This is a genomic window from Alteromonas sp. ABD4_190 (assembly GCF_056160105.1).
The window spans coordinates 237,397-260,354 of record NZ_JBSWWN010000002.1; the positions used below are offsets into that span (position 1 = coordinate 237,397).

A 22,958-nucleotide genomic window follows, 5' to 3' on the forward strand; every position below is an offset into this window, starting at 1 on the left:
TTAACCTTAAGATTGTTGATTCGCTAATTCTTCACTGGCTTGCACAAACGTTTCTTGTACGTTCGACGATGGATTTTCGCTAAGGCGACTTACCATGTATAGCGTTAACGTACTTACCGCAAACCCTGGAATAATTTCATAAATAACGCTGCTTAACGTTTTACCGTCAGCTAAAACAGGCGCATATATCCAAAACAGTACGGTCACCGCACCACTAATCATACCCGCCATTGCCGCTTTCGCTGTCAGGTCCTTTTTATACAGACAAAACAGTACTAATGGACCAAATGCGGCGCCAAAACCGGCCCAAGCGTTACTTACTAAAGATAAAATTGTGTTCGACGCATCCATGGCTAACAGCAATGCAACTACAGCCACACCTGCTACACCATATCGCCCTATTGTTACCGTTTGCTTTTCACTTAACGATTTTTCAGGCGACTTTTTACTTACCATTACGCGATAAATGTCTTCTGTTAACGAACTTGCGCTAACTAATAACTGCGACGAAATTGTACTCATGATGGCCGCTAAGATTGCTGCCATTAAAAATCCACTAATTAATGGATGGAAAAGCAACTGCGAGAAAATAATAAATATCGTCTCTGGGTCGTCGACTGCAAGGCCAAACTGGTTAGCATAAGCAATGCCTACAAAGCCTGTAGCTAACGCACCAATAATTGTCACTGTCATCCACGACATGCCAATATTTCGTGCTGTGCCTATAGCTTTAACAGAGCGAATTGCCATAAACCGCACGATAATGTGTGGCTGGCCAAAATAACCTAAGCCCCATCCTAAACTTGAAAGCAAACCGACTATCGTTAGCGTTTCTAACGATTCTGAAAAATTCGGTACAGATTGATAAGCGGCGCTTGTCATTTGCGATACGCTATCAAACTCGGTAAATGCGACAATTGGCACTAAAACCAATGCCACAAACATAATGCACCCTTGCACAAAGTCTGTAAGGCTCACTGCTAAGAACCCACCCAAGAGTGTGTAAGACACCACAACACCTAGAGTGATAAACAAGCCCAGTTGGTAATCGACCGAGAATGCACTTTCAAACAGCTTACCGCCTGCTACTAACCCTGCAGATGTATAAAGTGTAAAGAACAGTACAATGATTACCGCCGAAACGATTCGTAAGCTTGAATTTGGCTTATTGAAGCGCTTGGCAAAGAATTCAGGCACAGTAAGTGAGTCATTAGCCACTTCGGTATAAACGCGAAGTTTAGGCGCTACTAGTAAATAGTTAGCTAAAGCACCAGCAACCAAGCCTATCGCGATATATACCGCGTCAAAACCGGTTAAATACATGGCGCCAGGAAGACCCATTAACATCCAACCTGACATGTCAGATGCACCCGCAGACAGTGCGGTAACTTGAGGGCTTACTTGTCGCCCTCCCAATATATAACCAGAAATATCACTGGTAGATTGTCGGTAAGCAAACAATCCTATCCCCAACATCGCTATAAAATAAACGGCTAGTGACAGGTAACTTTCCATTGGCATAACGTTAGTTATTTCCTCTATTGCTCTTCGAAAACTCGTCAATGATTTACCGTTCTGAACCTTTGCAACAACACATGTCGATGCAAATAATTAAATCGAACAATAATCATTAGAGCTCTAACAATATAAGGATTTGACAAAAAATTTCAAGTTTAATTTTTAAACAACTTAGTTTAAACAGCATTGATGTTTAAATTAACACCAACCATGTTTCACAGTACTTTAATTTAAAGCAAAGATATTTTAATTATATTATTCAGTATATTAGAAAACGTTACTTATTCATGGAACAATTTAACTTAGCGGTTAAAGCATAGAAAAAGCACAAGTTTACTATCAGCTAAAACATTTTCATTAAAAATGCTTTGTTACGCACATTCAGATGAAATAACATCCAAAAGAAGCTTTTCTACAGGCAACAATTGGGTTAGTTGTGTACAATCTTCGTTATTTAGTGAACGCACCTTTTCTATAAGCATCTCACACGCTTTCTTATCGTTTTTAACGGTAAATAGCTTCGGATGAATATAATATTTTCGGCATACTGTGGGCGTATTTCCAAGTTCTGCGGCGACGACCTTGCTTAATGTGCTTTCCCACTTTTTGGTTCTGGAATTACTAACTTGGTCATAGACGTAAGGAAGGTTGGTTAATGCGAAACGACTAGAAGCCCAGGTTCTAAAATCTTTGCAGCTGAACTGCTCGCTTAACTCTTCGTGAATGAACGCATTTACGTCCTCGCTAGTGATATCGTGCCAATGCTTGCTCTTATCTTGATAGCGGAAAAGGCAATAGCCTTGCTGCTGAGCGCAATCGCAAATCAGCGAGGCAAGTTCAGGATCATTAACCTTTAAAGTTCTTGGTTTACCATGCTTTCCTATGTACGCAAGTTCAACACTATCCTCACACTGTAATTGCACGTGTTTACGCCGCAAGGTTGTTAGCCCGTACGTTTCATTTTCTTTGCTATATTGAGCATTGCCTACCCTCGCACCTGTGTAATCAAGCAGAAGGCATACCAGCGCACAGGCGCGTTCTTGTGTCCACGTTGGTTGTGAAATCAAAGAAAGGCAGTGTTCTCGAAATTCAGAAAGAGCGTTGCCGAAAGCAAGCAGTCGCTCGAATTTTACGACTTGCTGTTGTTCGTGCCATTTATCATGGTAAATATACTGTTTGCGCCCTTTCTCATCATAGCCAACGGCTTGAATACTGGCTTTACTATCACGGCTGATAAAAGTGTTTTGCCAATTGGGTGGAATAACAAGCTTTTTAATACGTTTAATCACCCGCTCGCCTGTTACTTTTTTGCCACTGCTATAACGATAGTAAAAACGTTTGTTCCCGCAAGGGATGCGTTTAATTGTCAGGTGGCTATCGTCTGAATACACATTGCAGTAGCCTTTAGTCCTTTCCATTTTTATTTACTCCTTTCGCCTTACTTGGCCCAAACAATAATAATTGAATAGCTATGAGGGCACGCGTTAAGGGCGGCTTTGCTTCAATACTGACATGCCGTTGCGTTTTGGTGGAAAGGTCAGTTTCCCCTCGCACAATAGTGCTTATCTATAAGTAGAATTTACAGCTACAATAAGGTAATTGATCACTCGCCTTAAAACCTTTCGCGAGTTTATTTATCTACCCAGAGCTTTATCTACCCGGAGCTTTTTCTATCAACAATGGCTTTCAACCTACGCTGTAACAATTTTTCACATCCCGTGTAAAATAATCGCAGTATCTCCCCTCATCCTCACCCGTAAAGCTGGTAGAGGCACCGACATCCCTAGTATTTGTGGTCGATAGCCCGCCCTTTTATTAACTAAATCATATGTAATGAACATGTAATATCGTTACTTTTCAGTTAGTTATATAATACCACCTTACAAATTAAACTAAAGTATTAGCGCTACTCGTACTTCAGCGGAATACAAATTGAATAGTTAATTACAAATAGTGAATAGCTGCAGACAGTTGAAAGAGACATCTGCAAATAGTTACTTGCGAGGTTTATGTGAAACAGATTATCGGCAAGTAACCCGTTGAACTAATTAAGTGAATTTAATTAGAGAGTCCAAGAAAGAAGTCAAGGATTTAACCATGAGTATTCAGAATTCGAACAAGCTTGATTCAGAAAGCGCTAAGAGTAGCGAGCATGAGAACTTAAGGGCTAATGTCGTCTCTAACGATGAGCTACAAGTGGCTGCCGTATTTAGTTCAAAAGAGAAAGTGCGAGAAGTACTAGAGATAGTGCAAAACAGAACATCGATTGAACCGTCTCAAATAGAGGTTATAGAGGCCGGCGACCCTAAGTTAAGCGAAAAGCTAGAGCGAAACAGCGAATCAATTGGAAAGAGCATGTGGTCTTCTCACCTTCTTCTTGGTTCGCTTGGTCTTGTAGCAGGTTTAATTGCCGCTTTTCTGCTAACTCAATTTGGGCCAGCGCTTACGCAGCAAAACCCGTTGTTTACCTACATTGCATTAATTAGCCCTGGCCTCTTCATTGGGCTGTTCGTAGCTGGGTTAATCGGCTTGCGTCCGGATAGAAACGAAGTGATACAAACAGTGAGGCATGCAGTTCGCTATGGCAAAGTGGCGTTAGTGATTAATCTTAGAAAGTCTCAATCATCATCAAAGGTGTCGCAAGTATTAAAGCAGCATAGCGATAACGTGGTTGAATCAATTCGGTAGTGAAATTAATTACATGACATGAAAGCGTGCCAAACGGCAGAATGTGTTAGAGTATTTAATTGTTGATTGAGCTTGCGACTTAAAACTCGCTTCTTAAAAGATATTGAAGGGCAATATACCGAATTTCGCGTATATTGCCCTTTAACGTTTGGTTTGTAGCAATTTGAAAGAAAGACTAGGCACCAATTGTATGGATTTGATATTTTTTGATTTAGATGGGACTTTGTTAAATAAGTCTTCAGAAATTTCTTCTTTCACAAGAGAGACCTTGGGCTTATTGAGTAAAAAGGACATTGCCTTTACGGTAGCTACAGGGCGCACAATGCATTCAGCGCAGTTTGTGCTGAAGGATCAGTCTTTTGTTCTGCCTCATATCTATAATAATGGCGTAGCCATATGGGACCCAACCGGTAACGCTTTAACGCTAGAAAACCTGCTCGCCCCAAGTGAAGTTAATCTCATAATTGAGCACGCAGTCAAAAACAATATCACGCCGTTCATCAACACTGTGAATATGGACAGCCCTAACCACGAGCACGTGATCTATCATTCAGCGCCGAAACATCAGGTAGAACTCGATTTAATCGAAAAATACTTTTCGCGAACAAAAGCTCGGCTTGCCCCCATCGAAACCTTACCCGCTGATGCTCACATTACCAATATCAGTATGATTGGTGATGCAGCGCTTGTTTATGACATCTACAAGCAACTAAACATGCATGATGAATTAATAGCCTATTCTGGCCCTGCGATTGAAGGTGATGAGTACCGTTGGATGGATGTGCATCACAACCTTGCTAATAAAGGCAGTGCAGTTGAATCATTACGCAATCAATTAGATGCAAGCAACGTTATTGTTTTTGGAGATAGTGATAACGACTTAAGTATGTTTAAGCTTGCAGATGAAGCTTATGCACCTTCAAACGCAAAACCTTACATCAAAGATGCCGCTACTTCTGTAATAGGGCATCACGATGAAGATGGCATCGCTCGCTTTTTAAGAGAGCGATTCTCACTCTAGGCACTACGGTAAACAAAGCCTAGAGCCTTTTCTAAAGCCTTGAACCGTAGAAAGTCTTTTAGCCCGGAAAAGCCTCTAGCCCAGGGAAACCTAAAAGTAATGGTAGCCGAGAGTCTATACGCATTAGGCTACCATCAAATTACCATTCGATAGGCTTTCTGTCTTTTAAGAACTGTCCGTGAGGGCCGCCTTCTTCCATAGTAGCTAGCCAAATTGCGGTATCCGCACCTTCTTCTGGAGTTTTAGGCGCGTCGCTGCCACCCATTCGAGTATGCACCCAGCCAGGCGTCATGCTGTTTACCGTAACATCAATATTTCTGCCATCTGCAGCTTTATCGACCTCGGCAGCCATCTTCACAGTAAGAGCGTTAATGGCGGCTTTCGTTACTGCATAGCACAAAGGCCCTTTTAAGCCTTCCGCAAAGCTACCGTAACTGGAACTTACGTTAATAATACGGCCATACCCTCGTTCAATCATTTGCGGTAAGGTTTGTTGAATAAGCGTTAGTGGCGCACTCACGTTAACCTGCATAGATTTCGCCAAACTTTCAGAATTTACTTCTTTCCAATCGGTGTCGTCTAATATCCCCGCGTTATTTATCAGAATATCGATAGGGCCATACACGGCTTCAGCACGCACAAACGCGTCTACAATGGCGGTTTCGTTATCAAGAGGCAATTCAATAACATGTAAATCCCCACCTACTATTTCCTTTTTAGCTTCAAGGCCTGACTCTTCATCTCGACACCCCATCAATACTTTGTAACCTTTTGACAGCATCCCTTTCACTATTTCCAGGCCTATACCTCGATTGCCACCAGTTACTAATACGTTTTTCGTCATACCAATACACTCCTTGCATTTACGCTTGGGCTTGTTTTGCCTCAAAACGATTGGATAAATAAAAACACAGCGGGAAAATTACACTCCACACTAAAGCGATGAAAATATAAGAGAGCATGATACTGGCACCTAACTCGACCGCACCGAACTTGGCTCCAGCTATATAGCTAAGAGGCGCAAAGACAGCCCCCGCGATTGCTGCAATACCCATTCGACCGTTGAACGCAGTTAGACTGTGATAAACCGTACCCGCGAACGCGGCCCAGAGAAGGCTAAGCCATATGGGAATTGGCCAAAAGCTCACCAGCACCTCTGTCTGATTGAAAATAAATAGCCCGCTTAAAGTGAGTAAGGCGTCGACCACAGTGCCAAGGAGAAAAACTGCACTCATAAGCTTTAGGTCTTCGACACGTTTTGGGGAGAACACAATCCAAATCAAAAGTAGCCCTAAAACGGGAAGTACAGCGCTGTTTTGAAACAAAATCACTAACCACCATATGGATTGAAACCAGGCGAAATTGACAACTTTGAGTACCACAGTTTTATTCATTACGAACACTCTTACTTTTCATAAAAAAATATACGCTTACCGTCTATTGATAGTTCAAATCTAAGCTATCAAAAGTAAACGAAAACAAACGGGTGTAAGTATGAATGCATAAGCTATTTGCTTTTTCCAATTACAAAGGATGTGTTATTCGTGAAAATGGTTAAGTACTACATACTGGGTGCACTACTAGCGTTGGTGCTAACGCTAACTGTGCCTGTGATATTGTTAAAAATTGCATTTGGATGGACAGCCTTTTCGCTTATAGCGGTAAGCAGTGCCTATTTACTTAATTACCCAAGTTTATTTCGCAAACGCGAAGATGGATCTATTCCCTTCTATATCCGTTGGGTTTTCGTACCCTTCTTACTGGGTTCGTGGCTTTATAACGAGTATGCACGTAGAACCGATAAAGTTCCCCCACTACAAAAAATTGAGCCCAACCTATTTCTTGCGTGCAGAATGTCAAGCAAGCATGTGGGCCTGCTCAACGAAAACGGTATTGAAGCGATCTTAGATGTAACCGCAGAGTTTGACGGCTTAGACTGGACTGCCTATCAGGAAGACTTTCGCTATTTAAACGTACCTGTACTTGACCATACCAGCCCGACACCAGAGCAACTCGTACTCGCAATCAATTGGCTAAATCAGCAGATATCTGAAAGTAAAAATGTAGTAGTACATTGCGCGCTGGGGCGTGGCCGCTCTGTATTAGTCGTTGCCGCTTTTTTATTGGCGAAGAACCCAAAACTGACAGTGGATGAAGCTTTAAGTCAAATTAACAAAATACGCCAAACCGCAAGGCTCAATAAACGTCAGTTAGCATCACTTCAAAAAGTAAGAGATGGCGGCTTGCTGTCACTACAGAAAATGCTAACGCTTATTGTTAATCCCGTAGCGGGCGGTGGTAAGTGGGCTCAGTACCGAGACGAAGTGCTTTCTAGACTTAACGAGAAATTCAAAGTCACTGTTAAGGAAACCACGCCAGATACAGATGGCAAGGCACTCGCTGAACAAGCAAAGCGAGATGGTGCCCATATTGTTGTTGCATGTGGCGGTGACGGTACATTAACGGAGGTAGCATCAGCGTTAGTGAATACCGACGTTACCATGGGAATCATTCCCTTTGGTACCGCTAACGCATTAAGCCAAGTACTTCACGGATACATCAGCAAAGTCACGCCAATAAGTACCGCCTGCGACATCATTATAAAGGGTAACACGCTCTCTATTGATACGGCGCGGTGTAACGACCACGTTATGCTTTTAGTTGCAGCGGTTGGTTTTGAAGAGCAAATGATCTCTGCTGCTGACCGGGAAGAAAAAAACATGGGCGGTCAGTTTGCTTATTTAAAAGGGCTTTGGAATGCCATTTCAAATAACGAAAATATGACTTTTGAGGTAGCAAAAGATGATCTACCTGTTGAAACATTAGAAACGCCGAGTTTTGTGATAGCAAACGCGGCGCCAATGACTACCGCACTTGCACAAGGTGCCGAGCCGCCAGATATAACCGATGGTAAGCTTGATTTAACCTGGCTATTGCCACAGCCAAGTTCTGATAGACAGTTCGCTTCGCTAGCGGAACTTGTGTTAAGCCCGGCAGAAGCCAAAAAGCAATCCGATTCAATACGCCATGAACGCGCAGCACGTATTACATTAACATTCGACAAACCTACCGCATACGCAGTAGACGGTGAAATTTACGAGGGCGATAAACTTGTCATAGAAACATGCCCACGCAGTCTTACCGTACTCACTAATTTTGAAGAAAAGGATTAAATAGTACATGGCTCAAAAAAGTAACTTTGAAGAAATCTATGACTTTTTAAACGATAAGTTTTCTAATGAGACCGAGTATCTACAAGCAGTACATGAAGTACTTGAAGATATTGTTCCTATTTATAACGCGAACGAAGATTACAAGGCATTTGATATTGTAAGGCGCATTTGCATGCCGGAGCGCATTATCTATTTCACAGTCTCTTGGATGAACAGTGAAGGCAATATTGAAGTAAACCAAGGGTGGCGGGTGCAGCATAATTCAGCAATGGGCCCGTACAAAGGTGGGTTGCGCTTTCACCCAACTGTTAATCTATCAGTGCTCAAGTTTCTTGCTTTTGAGCAGTGTTTTAAAAATGCCCTTACTGGTCTGCCCATGGGTGGCGGAAAAGGAGGCTCTGACTTTAACCCCAAAGGCCGGTCAGACAGAGACATTATGTTGTTTTGCCAAGCATTTATGCGTGAATTGCAACGACACATAGGCGCAAACACCGATGTACCTGCTGGTGATATTAACGTAGGCGCGAGAGAAATAGGTTATCTATATGGCGAATATCGAAGGTTAAACAATAGGTTCGAAGGCGTTTTAACCGGTAAAGGTTTAGAGTTTGGTGGAAGCTATGTGCGTACTGAGGCCACAGGTTTTGGCTTAATCTACTTTTTAGAAGCGGTTTGTAAACAGCGAAACTCGTACATTGAAGGCAATACAATTGCAGTATCTGGTGCAGGAAACGTAGCACTGCACGCGGCGCTTAAGGCGGTAGAGAAAGGTGGAAAGGTAATTTCGCTCTCAAACAGCCGGGGGCTTCTACATGTTGAAGAAGGGTTATCGGATACGGCATTAAAATGGGCAATTGATAACCACGCTAACCGAGATAATATCCTTGTAGACATGGCTGATAAAAAAATGGGGAAATGGATAGCCAATAAAAAGCCATGGCATATAAAATGCGATATTGCTTTACCTTGTGCAACGCAAAATGAACTGCTTGAAACGGACGCCAAGGTATTACTAGATAACGGCTGTAAGATGGTTTTAGAAGGTGCGAATATGCCGTGTACAAATGAGGCGCAAACCCTTTTCTTAGATGCCAAAATTGTTTATGTGCCCGGAAAGGCATCTAATGCAGGTGGTGTCGCCTTGTCGGGATTAGAAATGAGCCAAAACGCCGTGTTCAATCAGCGCAATGCGAACGTACTTGATGATCAGTTATACGCTATTATGGAAAGCATTCATCAGCGCTGTGTTACAGAAGGACAAGGTGTAGGTGATGAACACGATTATATCGACTACATGAAAGGCGCTAACATCGCAGCGTTTAGACGTCTTGCAGACGCCATGGTCGCACAAGGCGTGTAGCACGTTTACCACATATTTCATTCGATAAATTCACGACAATACTGCTGTGAATTTATCGGTAAGTAACCTGTAAAATTTGCGTTTTTTCTGTTCTCTTTTACCCACCCCCTGCATCGTTCAATAGATTTTATTATAAAATTCAGGAGCTAACAGACTTTTTATTCATGGAACAATAATAGCATTACCCTTGGTGTGATTAACTTTTTAGGTATTTATAAGGAACCACCTATGAAAATTTTTGAAGCTTTACGCCAAGACCATGAGAAGCAACGTTTATTGTTAAAGATTTTAGCTGAAACAAGTGGCGATACAGCTGCACGCCGTGAATATTACCAAGAGCTCAAAACTCAGCTTGAGAGTCATGCTATTGCTGAGGAGCGCCACTTTTATGCTCATCTTTTAGAAAAAGACGCCACCGTAGATTTGACCCGTCACGGAATTGCAGAGCATCACGAGATTGATGAATTACTAGCTAAGCTTGATGACACCGATATGAGCTCACCTGCATGGTTACGTTATTTGAAGACACTTCAAGAAAAAGTGGAACATCACCTTGCTGACGAAGAACAGGAGTTCTTCCAGGTAGCGGGGAATGTGCTTAACGACCGCCAGAAAACAAAACTTGCTGATGAATATCAAAAAGAGATGAAACAGGAGTTAGACGACGAAAAACTAACGGCGTAACATAGCCTTGGTATCCATGGCGGTAGTATTCAATCCGAAAGGCGTCATAAAGTAAAAAGCCAGCTATTCAAGCTGGCTTTTGCATATTTAGTGTTTGATTGCTCTTTCACCTATAACAGATTACTGAAGCGCTCAAGTGCCTACTTTTTAGCGATGATGTAAACCGCGTGAATTACACCTGGAAAATAGCCAAGAATGGTCAATAAAATATTGATCCAAAAATGCGCGCCGATACCGACCTGTAAAAATACGCCTAGCGGTGGAAGTAAAATTGATAAAAGTATACGAATGATGTCCATAGTAAATTCCTTGTTTTTGAAGTAATTTCACAACTCAGTAGGCAAAAAACTCACACTTTGATGAAAGTGTTCAGCCTGCGGAGCGATTTTCACGCTTCATAATGGTTGTTTGCATTTTAGATGCCATGTCAGCGTTGATAAACGATTGAGCATCCCATTGACTCCAAAAATATAAATTTTTTGTAATAAGAAAGCTATTCACCGAAAGGCGTATTTTGCAGCCAATCTTCTAGGTCTGGACGATTAAGCGGTCGACTGATGAAGTAACCTTGCGCGATATCACATCCCCACTCTTTCAAGATCTCTAGCGACGCAACATCTTCCACACCTTCAGCCACCACTTTCAAATTAAAGGCATTCGCCAAACTAAGCACAGTATGAACAATTTGTTGATCGTTCTCGTCGCTTGCCAGAGTAAGAATAAAGCTCTTGTCTATTTTAATAGTTTTAACAGGTAAGTTCTTTAAATAGGCCAGTGACGAATATCCAGTACCAAAATCATCAATTGCGAAGTGAAATCCTCTGGCGGTTAATTCGTTAAGGTTTTCAATCGCAAGTGCAGCATCAGCAACTAAATCGCTTTCGGTTATTTCAAGCTCTAAAGAATCTGGTGATAGCCCTTCTTTCGTTAACAGGGCTACTAACTTGCTTAGTAACACTTTATTCTGAATGTCTTGTGTCGACAAGTTCATGGCAACAGTAAACCGATAACCTTTCGACCTAAAGTAAGACAAGTCAGTAATGGTTTGTTGCATTACCCACATAGTTACTTTTTCAATCAACCCTGCTTGCTCGGCGATGGTGATAAATTCGTCTGGTGGAACAAAACCAAGAACACTGCTGCTCCAGCGAATTAACGCTTCCATGCTACAAACTTTCATCGTTTGTAGGTCAACCTTAGGCTGGTAGACCATAGACAATTCGTTTTGCTGGCTCGCTAGTACCCGTTTCAACTCTGTTGTAATTGCAAGGCGACGGTTATATTTATCTTCTAAATCAGTTCGATAGCGAACACACCAACTGTCACTATGAATCGCTTCATCGGTAACTATATTCATTTTTCTGAAAAGTTCTTCAGAAGACGTTGCGTCCTGCGGGCATTCGATGATTGCCATAGCAACTTTCACGGGAATAGCGATTAAATTACTCTCAACAGGCTGCTCTAATATGTGCTTAAGCGTTTCTAGCTGATCATCATTAAGAGATTCCTGCGATATATATAAAATCTCACCGCCAGCAAGGCGTGCAGACGTGCCAGGCCAGCGCTGTAAACGCTCAGCTAACGCTTTTAACGTATTGTCGCCATTTGAATAGCCATACAGGTCATTAATAGTTCGAAACCCAATGACGGTAATAGCCACAACTTGAACAGCCCGTCCTTCTTTGAGCTCGGACTCGAAAAAGCCTTCAACATAGTTGCGATTAAAAAGTCCAGTTAACGCATCGTGCTCTGCTTGGTAGCGTATGTGCTTTTCACGACTTTTAATACTTGCTTGCATACTGTCTACCGCATTTGCAAGCTCTGTGATTTCTTTTAGTTTGGCCGGTGCTTCAAGGGTTGCCCCATAGCTCCCCGTAGCCACTTTGTTTACTGCTTTTACCAATTTAGATACAGGCTCACTTACATTTCTTGCTAGTAAAAGAGAAAGACCCATAGCGATAAGAATTGCTAATAAGCAAAAAGCCAATATGGTTAATTGAATACGCGTGAAAGCGTTGAAATAAGAGGTTGTATCTACAGCTAATGTAATGGCAACAGGCAAATTTTGCTCTGAGCCAATACTTACCTGGCGCGCAAAATAAGTTAATTGATTTTTAAAGGTTACGTCTACCCAAGACGGATCTTGTTCAGATGATATTATTCTTTGCGCTTCGGTCCTATCTAATGTTGCCTTTATAACCTCGCCTGTACCTGTCTCAGAAATGATGATTTCTGCATCGACAAGTTGCTTCAACTGTTCAAGTAGCGCAGTGTCAAATTCGACACCAATTAACAGGTAATATCTAAGTGTAGGAATTTCTACACGAATTAGGTTTAGCTGAACTAAATTATTATTTACAACAAAAAGGCCGCTGTCTCGCCCTTGTGCAACGAGCGACAAACTGCTCTCTACATCCTGACCAACTTCGAATAAGTTCGTATGAGTTGCAACCACCTTATGGTCTAAGCTCACTAGCGCGATAATTTGGGTATTAAGGCGATCGGCATAACTCGTAAATGCAGCTTCAATAGAGGGTATATTCTCGGTTCCAACGGCGCGCCGGAAGTCAAAGGAACGAGATAGGACCTTGGAAACACTTTTAATGACGGCTTGCCTGTCGGCAACAACTTTATCAAAAACTTTCTCAGCTAAAAGAATATCGTGATCAATATTTTGGACAACGAGAGTGTTCGCGGAACGCCAGACAGCGCCAATAATCAGAAGTGATGCTATTACAATCCCTATTAACAAGGTTTGGAATAAAGTCTGACTTAGTGTCTTTTGCACTATAGTGCCCCGAAAAAATTGTTGTAACTTTAAAGCTGTCGAAATAGGTATCGAAGTTAAGAATAGCTGATTAACAATAATAGGGACAGGTATAACATGCTGTAAATTTTAGATTTTAACGCTTTGTTACAAATACTGTACCCTCAACATATATTCGCTACACTTTGATTGGCACAATAGGCAGGCTACAAAAAGCAAAAAGCCAGCATGACGCTGGCTTTTATTATTAATTGGTGCGGAAAGCGGGACTTGAACCCGCACGAGCTATGCTCACCACCCCCTCAAGATGGCGTGTCTACCAATTCCACCACTTCCGCGAAACTTTTTATATGCTTAGTTTGAACCTTCAGAGCCATCAGCTACTGGCACATCAGATGCATCAGTTACTGGCACGTCAGAAGCGTCTGCTTCAACCGCTGGTACGTCGCTTTGCGCTGCATCTTCAATAACTGGTACATCCTGGTCAGCCGGAAGCTGAACTGGCTCTTCAACAGCCACTGGAACTTCTAAGTTATTCCACTCATCTTCAGCACTTTCACGATTTGCGGTCAACGCACCTAGTGTAAGGCTTATGAAGAAAAACAAGCCTGCTAAAATACCTGTGGTACGCGTCATAAAGTTACCAGAACCCGATGAACCAAATACAGTGTTTGAGCCACCTGAGCCAAATGAAGCGCCCATATCTGCACCTTTACCTTGTTGAATCAAAACGAATCCAATAAGTAAAAGCGCTACAATTAGGTATGCTACTAATAGCACTTCGTAAATCATAAATACCTCGTCAGTTTGCCGCTTGGCAAATTGAAATAAAATCTTCAGCCTTTAAACTGGCCCCGCCAATCAAACCGCCATCTACGTCTTTTTGCGCAAATAAGGTGTTGGCATTATCTGGCTTAACACTTCCGCCGTATAAAATACGAAGGCCCTGGGCCAGTTCTGTGTCTACTTTACTAAAGTAGCCACGAATAAATTCGTGAACGTCTTGTGCTTGTTCTGGGCTTGCAGTTTTACCTGTACCTATTGCCCAAATTGGCTCGTAAGCTATAACTGTTTTGCTTAGTTCAACCACAGACATTGCATTAACAAGAGCGTCTAGCTGTTCACCGACAAACGACTCTACGTTGTCAGCCTCTCTCACTTCAAGGGGTTCACCCACACAAATGATAGGAACTATGCCAGATGCGACACACTGCTTAGCTTTTAGCGCTACAAGTTCGCTTGACTCACCTTGGTCTTCGCGTCTTTCAGAGTGCCCAACGATTGCGTATTCACAACCTGCTTCTTTAAGCATTTGGACTGATAACTCACCAGTATGTGCGCCATTTTCTAAATGACTTACGTTTTGAGTACCGATAGCAAATGAACGAGTTTCAAATGCGTGTAAAAGTAGAGAAGGAGCACAAATCACGATTTCCGATTCAGCTTTTACATCAGCAAGTTTCTGATTAAATTCAGCAACTAATGCTAAATTTCCATTCATTTTCCAATTGCCAGCCACGAATGGCTTTCTTACATTTTCACTCACAACGCAGACCTTAGCCCTGTCTTTAAAGCGGGCGTGATATTAACTATTTAATTGAAAAGATACAAGCACAAAAAGCAAAATTTCCTGCTACGCCAACTAATTGGCGAGATTACGAACAGTTTCTGCAATATGCTCAGCCCATTTATGAGATTGTGCATCGTCGTTCGACTCTACCATCACTCGAATTAGTGGTTCAGTACCGCTTTTACGCAGTAATACCCTACCCGTCTTACCTAATGCAGATTCCGCTTCTTTCTTTGCGCTTTGTACATCTTGATGTGAAAGATAATCCACTTCTTGGTTTGCGTAACGCACGTTAACCAATGTTTGCGGGTACATGTCAAAACCGCTCGCTAAGTCGTGTAGATCCATATGAGAGCGTAACATAGCAGCAAGTACCTGAAGCCCTGCAACAATACCATCACCAGTCGAGCTCATATTAAGGTTAAGTACATGACCTGAATTTTCACCGCCAATAGCCCAGCCTTTTTGCTGCAGCAATTCCATCACGTATCTGTCGCCTACGTTACTTCTTACAAATGGAACGCCCAGCTTTGAAAGCGCATTTTCAAGACCTAGATTACTCATCAAGGTGCCAACGACGCCACCTTGCATTTTGCCATTTTTAAGTGCGTCACGCGCGATGATGTAAACAATCTGGTCACCGTCTAAAACGTTACCGAGATGATCAACCATCATAATGCGATCGCCATCGCCATCTAGTGCAAAGCCAAGGTCAGCGCCGGTTTCTTTAACCTTTTCTACAATGGCGTTCATAGAAGTTGCGCCAACGCCGTCGTTGATGTTTAGGCCATCAGGCGCTGTTCCCAGCTCAATGACTGTTGCGCCTAATTCGCGAAGCACATTTGGTGCTATGTGATACGTTGCGCCGTGCGCGCAATCTACCACTATTTTTAGACCTGTTAACGATAGCTCAGACGGGAATGTACCCTTACAAAATTCAATGTAACGACCTGCTGCGTCATTAATTCGTGTAGCTTTACCTAACTTGTCAGAAGCTACGCATGTCATTGGGCGCTCTAACATGTCTTCAATAGCTAGCTCGATGTCGTCATCTAGCTTAAAGCCTTGAGCAGAGAAGAATTTGATGCCGTTATCGTAAAAAGGGTTATGGGAGGCACTGATTACGATACCCGCTTCAGAACGGAATGTTTTCGTTAGATACGCAATAGCCGGCGTGGGCATAGGTCCTAGCAAGCCGATATTAATGCCTGCAGCCGATAGACCAGCTTCTAGAGAGGACTCTAGCATGTAGCCAGATATACGTGTGTCTTTACCGATAAGTACTTTATTTGTGCCGCGGCCAGCTAGAACTTTACCTGCGGCCCACCCTAATTTGGTAACAAACTCTGGGTTGATATTGCTCTCACCCACTTTTCCACGTATACCATCGGTGCCGAAATATTTGCGCTGAGTCATTATTATTCCTTATTTAATCGTATTCAGCATTTTCACGATATTGACAGCGTCCGCTGTTTCTTTAACGTCGTGAACGCGAATAATCTGTGCGCCCATTTGGGCGACAATTGTAGCGAGGCTTACGCTTCCAGCCAAGCGCTCATCTACTTTTCTGTTAAGCAAATTGCCTATCATTGATTTGCGTGACATTCCAACTAAGACAGGAAAGCCCAACGACATAATATCAGGCAGATGTTTAACCAGGGCATAGTTATGCTCTAGCGTTTTACCAAATCCGTAGCCTGGGTCGAACATTATCGACGCTTTCGCAATGCCAGCTTGCTCACATACTTTTGCGCGAGATATTAAAAACTGGATTACTTCGTCAATAACATCACTATATTCAGGGTTGTTTTGCATAGTTCGAGGTTGCCCCTTCATATGCATTAAGCACACGGGGACGTTAGCATCAGCTGCGGCTTCCAATGCACCGGGTTCTTGTAAAGCACGTACATCATTAATTAACCCTGCACCCGCGTTGACTGCTTCACGCATTACTTCTGCTTTACTGGTATCAATAGATATCACAACATCGCTATTTTTAGCGACTGCCTCAATAACAGGTATTGTGCGGTCTAGTTCTTCTTGCAAAGATACATCAGGGGCTCCAGGTCGTGTAGATTCTCCACCAATGTCAATAAAGGTCGCGCCATCACCTATCATACGATGCGCATGTTCAACGGCTTGCGTCACATTGGCGTGCTTGCCACCGTCAGAGAAAGAGTCAGGGGTTACATTTAATATGCCCATCACATGAGACTGTGATAGGTCGACGAAGTGCTTTCCAAACTGCATGAATTACTCGCATTATTGTTCTTTAAAGATGAAGCTATAAAGCAAACTGATTTTAACCCACAGAGATAGCGATAAGCATTAGATTAAAATCAAACTGCTCTAACAAAAAACGCCAGCTGAACTGGCGTTTTTTAATTAGTGTAGAGGCTTAGCTTGGAATATCGCCCGGCTTGCCTACAGACGGTTTATCAACACCATCGTTTTTAATTTCACCTTCGCGAACTGGTGCACCACCACTTGGCTTATCGCCACCAGACGGCTTGCTGTCATCCCAGTCTGCAGGAGGACGAACGTCAGTGCGGTTCATCAGATCATCGATTTGCTTAGCATCAATGGTTTCGTACTTCATCAGTGCGTCTTTCATTGAGTGTAAGATATCAATATTGTCTTCAAGGATTTTTTGAGCGCGTTCGTAGTTGCTGTCAATCAATGACTTGATTTCGGCATCAATAGCACGTGCTGTGTCATCAGACATATTCGTTGCCTTAGACATAGACTTACCTAGGAACACTTCACCTTCGTCTTCAGCATAAAGCATTGGACCCATTTTGCTCGACAAGCCCCACTGAGTCACCATCTTACGTGCAATTTCAGTTGCGCGCTCGATGTCGTTAGATGCACCCGTTGTTACTTTGTCGTCGCCGTAAATGATGGCTTCAGCAATACGCCCACCAAACAAGCTAGAAATCATGCTTTCTAAGTGTTGTTTAGAATGACTTACACGGTCTTGTTCAGGCAAGTACATGGTCACACCCAACGCGCGACCGCGTGGAATGATCGATACTTTGTAAACCGGATCGTGCTCTGGCACTAAGCGACCAACAATGGCGTGACCTGCTTCGTGATACGCTGTCATTTCTTTTTCAGGCTCAGACATCACCATAGACTTACGTTCAGAGCCCATCATGATTTTGTCTTTCGCTTTCTCAAACTCTTCCATTGAAACCAGACGTTTGTTACCACGGGCAGCAAACAATGCAGCTTCATTTACTAGGTTCGCCAAATCGGCACCTGAGAAACCTGGTGTACCACGAGCAATAACAGAAGGTTCTACGTTGTCAGCAACAGGTACTTTGCGAATATGAACCTTAAGAATTTGTTCACGACCGCGAATATCTGGCAGACCTACTACAACCTGACGGTCGAAGCGACCAGGGCGAAGTAGCGCAGGGTCAAGAACGTCTGGGCGGTTAGTTGCCGCAATAACGATGATACCTTCGTGGCCTTCAAAGCCGTCCATTTCAACAAGCATTTGGTTAAGCGTTTGTTCACGCTCGTCGTGACCACCACCTAAACCAGCACCACGTTGACGGCCTACCGCGTCAATTTCGTCAATGAAAATAATGCAAGGCGCTGCTTTTTTGGCTTGTTCGAACATATCACGAACACGCGATGCACCAACACCTACGAACATTTCAACGAAATCAGAACCCGAAATAGTAAAGAAAGGTACTTTTGCTTCACCCGCGATAGCTTTCGCAAGCAACGTTTTACCCGTACCAGGAGGACCTACCATTAGCACACCCTTCGGGATCTTACCGCCAAGCTTCTGGAACTTAGACGGGTCGCGAAGGAAGTCGACTAATTCAGAAACGTCTTCCTTAGCTTCATCACAGCCTGCTACGTCAGCAAATGTCGTCTTGATTTGGTCTTCACCAAGTAAGCGAGCTTTGCTCTTTCCGAAAGACATAGCGCCACGGCCGCCGCCACCTTGCATTTGACGCATGAAGAATATCCATACACCAATAAGCAATAGCATGGGGAACCATGAAATGAAAATTGACGTTAGAAGAGACTGCTCTTCCGGTGGTTCACCGTAAACTCTTACGTCGTTTTTAACTAAGTCAGATACTAACTTGTCGTCGAAGTAAGGTACGAATGTTTGGAAAGTTTCGCCTGAACGCTTTGTACCGCGAATTTCGCCACTATTGTTGATGCGAACTTCACGAATATTTCCCTGTTCTGCTTCTCTCAAAAACGTTGTGTAGTCAGTTTGCGAACGAGACGATTCACTCGGTGAAAAGCTCTGAAAAACCGACATTAAAACAACGGCGATGACTAACCATAAGATTAAATTTTTTGCCATATCGCTCAATGCTACTAACCTCTATAAACCCGAATTGCTTGTATATTCAACAAGTTGTTTATTGAATAAACGGCACAACTCGCAACGAAAACCGCTTAACCCAAAGCGTACTACACTTTATACCCACAAGCCACCAAATACACCTCACGAGAACGTGATCTGGACGAGTCAGGCTTACGCGTCTTTATGGTTGTGAAAGATTGTTTAAGTGCGTTCATGAACTCAACAAAACCTTCACCTTGGAACACCTTAATGACAAAAGAACCTCCAGGCTTTAAAACTTGGTGACACATATCTAGCGCTAGTTCGCAAAGGTACATAGAGCGAGATTGGTCAACCGAAGCGTTACCTGCAAGGTTCGGTGCCATATCAGACAACACAATATCTACGGTGTTCCCACCGATTCTGTTCAATAGTGCGTCGAGAACCGCGTCCTCTCGGAAATCACCTTGTAAAAAGTCTACGCCAACTATCGGATCCATGGGCAAAATATCGCACGCGATAACTTGACCATTGTCGCCAACAAGCTGTGCAGCTAGCTGAGACCAGCCCCCTGGTGCAGCACCAAGGTCTACAAGTGTCATTCCTAGCTTTATGAGCTTATCTTTTTTCTGGATTTCTTCCAGTTTATAAATAGCTCGCGAGCGCCAACCTTCCTTATTTGCTTTTTGCACATAATGGTCGTTGACGTGTTCTTGTAACCAGCGTTTACTGCTGGCGGAGTGTTTCTTTTTTGTCATTCCAGTACAATGTCATTAGGATTGTAGAGAAGATGGCGTTAGAATACGTTATTTCAAGCATAAACTAACAGATTAATTGTAAGAAATATTACTAGATGAAACTTTCAAATAAACAGAAACAATTCCTAAAAGGTCTTGCACACCCGTTAAAACCTGTTGTGCAGCTAGGCGGGAACGGCCTGACAGAAGGTGTCGTTGCAGAAATCGACAACGCACTTAGTCACCATGAATTAATTAAAGTTAAGGTACCAACTGATGATCGCGAAGAAAAAGCGCTTATCATGGATGCCATCGTACGTGAAACCAACTCAGTTAAGCTTCAGGTAATTGGTCATACGCTAATTATCTACCGTCAAAGCGAAGACTGTAAAATTCAGTTGCCAAAATAGCGGCAAAATAACTGAATAAAAGGTGCCGTTCCCTTTCGGCACCATAGTTTTTCTTCTTACTTCCCGTTAACATCACGTTAATAATAGTGAACAAATAGGGTTTAAGGGAAAACTATGACGCTAAATAATCTTACCGCCGTTGTCACTGGCGGTTGCTCAGGACTTGGTCACGCCACTGCTATCGCGCTTCGCGATGCGGGTGCCAACGTCAGCCTTTTCGACCTAAACGACGAACTTGGCGCGCAACGTGTTGAAGAATTAGGTAGTGACAATACACATTTCACCAAAACCGATGTTCGTGATGAGGCCTCTGTTCAAGCGGCTATCGATGCTACCACTGACAGGTTTGGTGCTATTTCACTGGTAGTCAACTGCGCTGGTATCGCACCCGCAAAGCGTTTACTCGATAAAGAAGGCAACCCTGCCCCACTCGGCGATTTTCAAAAAACTATCGATATTAACTTGGTCGGCAGCTTTAATGTGTCTCGCTTGGTTGCAGCAGCTATGGCCAAACAGTCGCCTGTTAACGATGAAGGCGAACGCGGCCTTATTATCAATACTGCTTCAGTTGCAGGTTACGAAGGTCAAATAGGTCAAACTGCTTATGCAGCAAGCAAAGGTGGAATTATTGGTCTAACCCTGCCTATGGCTCGCGATTTAGCGCCGCTAGGAATTCGCGTTAACACTATAGCGCCTGGCGTGATGGGCACGCCTATGCTGCTTGCTATGCCTGAAAAGGTGCAAGACGCCCTTTCTGCCAACGTACAGTTTCCTAAGCGTCTAGGGCTGCCCGAGGAATTCGCAAAACTGGTTATCCACATGGCGAACAACAGCTATTTAAATGGTGAGACCATTCGCTTAGACGGCGGCCTTCGCATGCCGCCTAAGTAGTTAAAGAAAGTTAATCAACGAGGCAATCGGTAACGCCTCGTTGAATATTAAACGCTTAGGGTAGTCAATACCTACACCCCCAATAAATACCGAGTTATAATTAGATCTTAACGATACCGCGAACACTATCATAAATTCGAGTATGGGCTCTTTGATTAGCTTTTGCTTCGTAAAGTGCCTTATCAGCTTTTAGCAATTGGTGAGCAATCGGGTTCGTTTGTTCAAGGTCATCTTTTTCTAAGACAGCAGCACCAATACTTGCCGTTAAGGCCTGTCCGCTGGGTAAACTAATTTTGCTTATGCCATTATGCAGCCGTTCGCTAAAAGGTTTTATATCTTTTATATCCGTGTTAAAAAGCACGATTAAAAACTCTTCGCCGCCCCATCTCGCCACAACGTCAGTCTCACGCACATGCGCTTTCAACACGTGAGACAATTTTATTAGTATTCTATCGCCTTCTTCATGGCCAAAGGCGTCGTTAATCTTCTTAAAAAAGTCGATGTCTAAAAGCAGAAAAGATAGAGGGACAAAGGCGCGACGGGATTGAGAGATCATTTTTAACACATCATCATTTGCCGCGCGACGATTAAGTAGTGGAGTCAAAGTATCTCGACGGCTTACGGCCGTAAGCTCTTCGGTCTTCTTTTCAAGCTGGCCTTTTGCTTCTAACAACTCTTGATAAAGCTTATCTCGTTCTTTTGCAACGTATATCGCCCAGTACAATATGTTACCTGTGACTGTGATATTCGCTACAGCGGGCACTCTAGCGCCCGAGCCCGATAGCAAAGTGATTTGAACTTCTAGATATTCACCATTGGCAAGGAGTATTGGTTTTATATAACTTTCATAAAATATCGAACTCGCCTTAGAGACTATATCGATTACTTTCTTCCCAGAAGTCCAATCTAACCCTAGAAACGACTTAGCATGAGGATTAAGCCATTTTATTTCTGTCGTTTCAAAATCCGATTTAAGTAACAAACAGGGAAAGTCTTCCTCTATTGCTTCTTTCAAGCTGCGAACCCCTCAAATAGGGTAAACACAGTAGCCGGATCAGTCATGTGTAAACAATGTCCATAGGCGTCGACGATATGCATTTTAGCGTCCGGAATAGCGTTATACATGTATTCCCCCACGTTTGTTGACGCTAAATTATCGTGCTTGCTTTGTAAAATAAGTGTAGGAAGCTTTAGTTTTGGGAGTTGTGCTCTGTCGTCAGAGAAAAACGTAGTTTTGGCAAACGGCTTGGCATATTTAGGATCCGTAGAGCAGAAGCTTGTTTCAAGTTCTTGAATTAAGTCTGCGTTATTATCTTGCCCCATTACCAAAGGCGCTAAATAATTTGCCCACCCCACATAGTTCTTATCCATAAGGTTTAATAGTTCTTCTAAATCTGCTTTGTCGAAGCCTCCCATGTAGTCAGGGGGGAAATTTAGAAAGCAGGGGGACGGACATACCATGGCAAGCTTAGAAAAAATGTGAGGTGATTGGATAGCCGCGCGCATGCCAACCATACTGCTAACCGAGTGCCCGATGAAGATTACATCCTGGAGGTTTAACGCCTCACATATTTCTATGACATCTTGAGCATATCCATCGAGTGTCGCATAGCGATTAGTATCGTAAGCTGAATAATCAGAAGCACCGCATCCTACATAGTCAAATAGAACTACTCTATACTTTTCTACAAGGAAGGGTAATAGGTGGCGCCACATCTGCTGATCACAGCCAAAACCGTGGGCTAACATTATAACCGTACTTCCTGAACCATGAGTTGTGACGTTATTCCTAGCCACTACGCTGCAACTTGGCTGCATGGT

Annotated in this window: 21 protein-coding genes and 1 tRNA gene; 7 read left to right on the forward strand and 15 right to left on the reverse strand. The window is 43.1% G+C overall.

The annotated features are described in order from the left end of the window. Positions 1–6: 6 nt before the first annotated feature. Together putP and ACXAFM_RS18625 are read right to left on the reverse strand one after the other, a co-directional pair. Positions 7–1,521: a sodium/proline symporter PutP gene (putP, locus tag ACXAFM_RS18620; protein ID WP_474835862.1), complete on the reverse strand. Its 1,515-nt coding sequence runs from the start codon at positions 1,519–1,521 to the stop codon at positions 7–9. Between the two features lie 368 nt (positions 1,522–1,889). Beyond that, complete coding sequence (locus ACXAFM_RS18625; RefSeq protein WP_474831719.1) at positions 1,890–2,936, reverse strand: DNA topoisomerase IB; 1,047 nt, start codon at positions 2,934–2,936, stop codon at positions 1,890–1,892. Positions 2,937–3,615: 679 nt separating this feature from the next. On the opposite strand from ACXAFM_RS18625, the gene ACXAFM_RS18630 reads away from it, so the two are divergent. Both ACXAFM_RS18630 and ACXAFM_RS18635 read left to right on the forward strand, forming a co-directional pair. Continuing rightward, on the forward strand, positions 3,616–4,206 hold the full coding sequence (locus ACXAFM_RS18630) for a hypothetical protein (RefSeq protein ID WP_474831721.1): 591 nt from the start codon (positions 3,616–3,618) through the stop codon (positions 4,204–4,206). 190 nt (positions 4,207–4,396) lie between these two features. Further along, entirely contained in the window at positions 4,397–5,227 is an 831-nt protein-coding gene (locus ACXAFM_RS18635) for an HAD family hydrolase (protein WP_474831724.1), read from the forward strand. Between the two features lie 139 nt (positions 5,228–5,366). On the opposite strand, the gene ACXAFM_RS18640 is transcribed toward ACXAFM_RS18635, so the two are convergent. Together ACXAFM_RS18640 and ACXAFM_RS18645 are read right to left on the reverse strand one after the other, a co-directional pair. Then, positions 5,367–6,071, reverse strand: coding sequence for an SDR family NAD(P)-dependent oxidoreductase (locus ACXAFM_RS18640; protein ID WP_474831727.1), 705 nt, complete (start codon positions 6,069–6,071; stop codon positions 5,367–5,369). A 19-nt stretch (positions 6,072–6,090) separates the two neighbouring features. Beyond that, a complete protein-coding gene (locus ACXAFM_RS18645; RefSeq protein ID WP_474831729.1) occupies positions 6,091–6,621 on the reverse strand; it encodes a DUF2878 domain-containing protein in 531 nt (176 codons plus the stop codon). A 150-nt stretch (positions 6,622–6,771) separates the two neighbouring features. Here ACXAFM_RS18645 and ACXAFM_RS18650 point away from each other — a divergent pair, with 150 nt between their 5' ends. From ACXAFM_RS18650 to ACXAFM_RS18660, 3 genes are all read left to right on the forward strand, one after another. Next, positions 6,772–8,400: a diacylglycerol kinase family protein gene (locus tag ACXAFM_RS18650; protein ID WP_474831732.1), complete on the forward strand. Its 1,629-nt coding sequence runs from the start codon at positions 6,772–6,774 to the stop codon at positions 8,398–8,400. Between the two features lie 7 nt (positions 8,401–8,407). After that, positions 8,408–9,760, forward strand: a complete 1,353-nt coding sequence (gdhA, locus tag ACXAFM_RS18655; RefSeq protein ID WP_474831734.1) for an NADP-specific glutamate dehydrogenase — start codon at positions 8,408–8,410, stop codon at positions 9,758–9,760. Between the two features lie 228 nt (positions 9,761–9,988). After that, positions 9,989–10,444 carry a hemerythrin domain-containing protein gene (locus ACXAFM_RS18660; RefSeq protein WP_474831736.1) on the forward strand — a complete coding sequence of 152 codons (456 nt, stop codon included), beginning with the start codon at positions 9,989–9,991 and terminating at the stop codon, positions 10,442–10,444. 140 nt (positions 10,445–10,584) lie between these two features. On the opposite strand, the gene ACXAFM_RS18665 is transcribed toward ACXAFM_RS18660, so the two are convergent. The 9 genes from ACXAFM_RS18665 to rlmE all read right to left on the reverse strand — a co-directional run bounded on the left by ACXAFM_RS18665 (position 10,585) and on the right by rlmE (position 19,857). Then, positions 10,585–10,743 (reverse strand): YqaE/Pmp3 family membrane protein, encoded by a 159-nt coding sequence (locus ACXAFM_RS18665; protein ID WP_014949371.1) that lies wholly within the window; start codon positions 10,741–10,743, stop codon positions 10,585–10,587. Positions 10,744–10,937: 194 nt separating this feature from the next. Further along, positions 10,938–13,232 (reverse strand): putative bifunctional diguanylate cyclase/phosphodiesterase, encoded by a 2,295-nt coding sequence (locus ACXAFM_RS18670; protein ID WP_474831739.1) that lies wholly within the window; start codon positions 13,230–13,232, stop codon positions 10,938–10,940. A 231-nt stretch (positions 13,233–13,463) separates the two neighbouring features. After that, a tRNA-Leu gene (locus tag ACXAFM_RS18675) sits at positions 13,464–13,549 on the reverse strand. A 16-nt stretch (positions 13,550–13,565) separates the two neighbouring features. After that, complete coding sequence (gene secG, locus ACXAFM_RS18680) at positions 13,566–14,003, reverse strand: preprotein translocase subunit SecG (protein WP_474831741.1); 438 nt, start codon at positions 14,001–14,003, stop codon at positions 13,566–13,568. Between the two features lie 10 nt (positions 14,004–14,013). Beyond that, positions 14,014–14,757: a triose-phosphate isomerase gene (gene tpiA / locus ACXAFM_RS18685; RefSeq protein ID WP_474831744.1), complete on the reverse strand. Its 744-nt coding sequence runs from the start codon at positions 14,755–14,757 to the stop codon at positions 14,014–14,016. Between the two features lie 96 nt (positions 14,758–14,853). Next, the gene (glmM, locus tag ACXAFM_RS18690) at positions 14,854–16,197 is read right to left on the reverse strand and encodes a phosphoglucosamine mutase (RefSeq protein WP_474831747.1); all 1,344 of its coding nucleotides are present in this window, start codon (positions 16,195–16,197) and stop codon (positions 14,854–14,856) included. A 9-nt stretch (positions 16,198–16,206) separates the two neighbouring features. After that, positions 16,207–17,031: a dihydropteroate synthase gene (folP, locus tag ACXAFM_RS18695; protein ID WP_474831750.1), complete on the reverse strand. Its 825-nt coding sequence runs from the start codon at positions 17,029–17,031 to the stop codon at positions 16,207–16,209. Positions 17,032–17,179: 148 nt separating this feature from the next. Continuing rightward, a complete protein-coding gene (gene ftsH, locus ACXAFM_RS18700) occupies positions 17,180–19,126 on the reverse strand; it encodes an ATP-dependent zinc metalloprotease FtsH (RefSeq protein ID WP_179983328.1) in 1,947 nt (648 codons plus the stop codon). 101 nt (positions 19,127–19,227) lie between these two features. Further along, positions 19,228–19,857, reverse strand: coding sequence for a 23S rRNA (uridine(2552)-2'-O)-methyltransferase RlmE (gene rlmE, locus ACXAFM_RS18705; RefSeq protein WP_338853590.1), 630 nt, complete (start codon positions 19,855–19,857; stop codon positions 19,228–19,230). 95 nt (positions 19,858–19,952) lie between these two features. Between rlmE and yhbY the strand changes: the two genes are divergently transcribed. Together yhbY and ACXAFM_RS18715 are read left to right on the forward strand one after the other, a co-directional pair. Next, the gene (yhbY, locus tag ACXAFM_RS18710; RefSeq protein ID WP_014949363.1) at positions 19,953–20,246 is read left to right on the forward strand and encodes a ribosome assembly RNA-binding protein YhbY; all 294 of its coding nucleotides are present in this window, start codon (positions 19,953–19,955) and stop codon (positions 20,244–20,246) included. A gap of 114 nt (positions 20,247–20,360) precedes the next feature. Further along, positions 20,361–21,137, forward strand: coding sequence for a 3-hydroxyacyl-CoA dehydrogenase (locus tag ACXAFM_RS18715; protein WP_474831755.1), 777 nt, complete (start codon positions 20,361–20,363; stop codon positions 21,135–21,137). Positions 21,138–21,237: 100 nt separating this feature from the next. On the opposite strand, the gene ACXAFM_RS18720 is transcribed toward ACXAFM_RS18715, so the two are convergent. Both ACXAFM_RS18720 and ACXAFM_RS18725 read right to left on the reverse strand, forming a co-directional pair. After that, positions 21,238–22,152, reverse strand: a complete 915-nt coding sequence (locus ACXAFM_RS18720; protein WP_474807012.1) for a GGDEF domain-containing protein — start codon at positions 22,150–22,152, stop codon at positions 21,238–21,240. Continuing rightward, entirely contained in the window at positions 22,149–22,955 is an 807-nt protein-coding gene (locus ACXAFM_RS18725; protein WP_474831758.1) for an alpha/beta fold hydrolase, read from the reverse strand. The genes ACXAFM_RS18720 and ACXAFM_RS18725 overlap by 4 nt, the downstream gene beginning before the upstream one ends. Between the last annotated feature and the right edge of the window lie 3 nt (positions 22,956–22,958).

Coding starts and splice junctions, on each gene's coding strand:
- rlmE (WP_338853590.1), bottom strand. CDS start 19,857: ATGACAAAAAAGAAACACTCCGCCAGCAGTAAACGCTGGTTACAAGAA.
- secG (WP_474831741.1), bottom strand. CDS start 14,003: ATGATTTACGAAGTGCTATTAGTAGCATACCTAATTGTAGCGCTTTTA.
- folP (WP_474831750.1), bottom strand. CDS start 17,031: ATGCAGTTTGGAAAGCACTTCGTCGACCTATCACAGTCTCATGTGATG.
- ACXAFM_RS18630 (WP_474831721.1), top strand. CDS start 3,616: ATGAGTATTCAGAATTCGAACAAGCTTGATTCAGAAAGCGCTAAGAGT.
- putP (WP_474835862.1), bottom strand. CDS start 1,521: ATGCCAATGGAAAGTTACCTGTCACTAGCCGTTTATTTTATAGCGATG.
- ACXAFM_RS18715 (WP_474831755.1), top strand. CDS start 20,361: ATGACGCTAAATAATCTTACCGCCGTTGTCACTGGCGGTTGCTCAGGA.
- ACXAFM_RS18645 (WP_474831729.1), bottom strand. CDS start 6,621: ATGAATAAAACTGTGGTACTCAAAGTTGTCAATTTCGCCTGGTTTCAA.
- glmM (WP_474831747.1), bottom strand. CDS start 16,197: ATGACTCAGCGCAAATATTTCGGCACCGATGGTATACGTGGAAAAGTG.
- ACXAFM_RS18665 (WP_014949371.1), bottom strand. CDS start 10,743: ATGGACATCATTCGTATACTTTTATCAATTTTACTTCCACCGCTAGGC.
- ACXAFM_RS18725 (WP_474831758.1), bottom strand. CDS start 22,955: ATGCAGCCAAGTTGCAGCGTAGTGGCTAGGAATAACGTCACAACTCAT.
- ACXAFM_RS18635 (WP_474831724.1), top strand. CDS start 4,397: ATGGATTTGATATTTTTTGATTTAGATGGGACTTTGTTAAATAAGTCT.
- yhbY (WP_014949363.1), top strand. CDS start 19,953: ATGAAACTTTCAAATAAACAGAAACAATTCCTAAAAGGTCTTGCACAC.
- ACXAFM_RS18625 (WP_474831719.1), bottom strand. CDS start 2,936: ATGGAAAGGACTAAAGGCTACTGCAATGTGTATTCAGACGATAGCCAC.
- gdhA (WP_474831734.1), top strand. CDS start 8,408: ATGGCTCAAAAAAGTAACTTTGAAGAAATCTATGACTTTTTAAACGAT.
- ACXAFM_RS18640 (WP_474831727.1), bottom strand. CDS start 6,071: ATGACGAAAAACGTATTAGTAACTGGTGGCAATCGAGGTATAGGCCTG.
- ACXAFM_RS18660 (WP_474831736.1), top strand. CDS start 9,989: ATGAAAATTTTTGAAGCTTTACGCCAAGACCATGAGAAGCAACGTTTA.